The following is a 536-nucleotide window of genomic DNA, read 5'->3' as shown; positions in this document are numbered from 1 at the left end:
GTGTACCGCCCGCGGTTGTTGAGACACCTGAGTGGAGCCTATGCGGCAAGGGCCGCGGGTGAAAGCTGATCCTGGCGGACGGCATCTGGTGTTCTGAAGCCGTGTCGCTCGATGGGCCATGTCGAGTTGTAGGTCTGGCGGAACTCGAGGAGCGCCTGGCGAAGCTGCTCGACGGTGTCGAAGGTCCTGACCCAGAGGAGGTTCTCCTTGAGGGTAAGGATGGTCGAAGCACTGCTTCGACCGCGGCGCAGCCATTCCCCTCGGGTGCCCGGACGAAGGCGGGCGAGCTCTCGATGCCGAGTAAGGTCAGCTCGACCTGGAAGGCGTCCGACATGTACTGGCTGCCGTGGTCGTGGCGCAGCGAGAGGCCCGCCGCGATGCCCTTGGCGAAGCCGCCGAAGTGTTGGCGCACGCCCTGCCTGAAGGGCTCGAGGGCCTCGAAGCGGGTGCCGCGCCGAGCAGCGTGGGCGCCGACGCACCCGGCGCTGTGGTGATCGACGGCGACGAACACCGCCGTCTGACCCTCAGCTGTCCAG

At 67.2% G+C, this 536-nt stretch carries 1 pseudogene; it reads right to left on the bottom strand.

The window, feature by feature from the left end:
- Positions 1–38: 38 nt before the first annotated feature.
- Positions 39–536 (bottom strand): annotated as a pseudogene (locus D9599_RS30895) (IS3 family transposase); the annotation flags it as partial.

This window comes from Roseomonas sp. KE2513 (assembly GCF_016107305.1).
Classification (GTDB): Bacteria; Pseudomonadota; Alphaproteobacteria; order Acetobacterales; family Acetobacteraceae; genus Roseomonas.
Note: the sequence above shows the minus strand (reverse complement) of the source record. Positions and strands in the feature narration are given on the sequence as shown.